The sequence below is a fragment of the Microbacterium sp. OVT16B genome (assembly GCF_019969705.1).
Taxonomy (GTDB): Bacteria; Actinomycetota; Actinomycetes; order Actinomycetales; family Microbacteriaceae; genus Microbacterium; species Microbacterium natoriense.
Map to the genome: position 1 here is coordinate 1 of NZ_JAHXZA010000013.1, position 525 is coordinate 525.

Below are 525 nucleotides of genomic sequence, written 5' to 3' on the forward strand. Positions count from 1 at the left end.
CTCTAAGACTTGGAACATCCGACTGAAGTACGTTGTGCCAAATTTCCTTTAAAATAAAGTTATGCGTTAAAACTTTACCGACATGCTTTGATAAAATAACCAATAGCTTATACTCAATAGGTGTCAAATGAACTTCTTTTTCATTCACAAACACCGTATTTGCCAAATAGTTTATTTGTAAATGACCATTGACAAAGACAGAGGGTTCATTTTCTAGCTGATGCTCATACGTCAATCTTCTTAAGGCTACTCGAATACGGGCTAATAGTTCTTCAACACTGAAAGGCTTTGTGACATAATCGTCCGCGCCAGCATCTAATGCATTGATTTTATCGTGTTCTTCTCCACGAGCACTAACAACGATAATCGGTGTTTGAGTCCAGCTTCTAATTTTCGTTATTAGCTCTACACCGTCTATGTCAGGTAGACCTAAATCCAAAATAAAAACATCTGGTTTCATGGCAAGAGCCTTTTGTAGTGCGCTGTTACCATCTCTTACAATTTCGAATTCATATTGTTGCGTAG

General features: G+C 37.5%; 1 protein-coding gene. It reads right to left on the reverse strand.

What is annotated here, in order from left to right:
* Window positions 1-525 (reverse strand): response regulator transcription factor (locus tag LC438_RS18245; protein WP_223587506.1); only part of this gene is annotated, 525 nt, incomplete at both ends.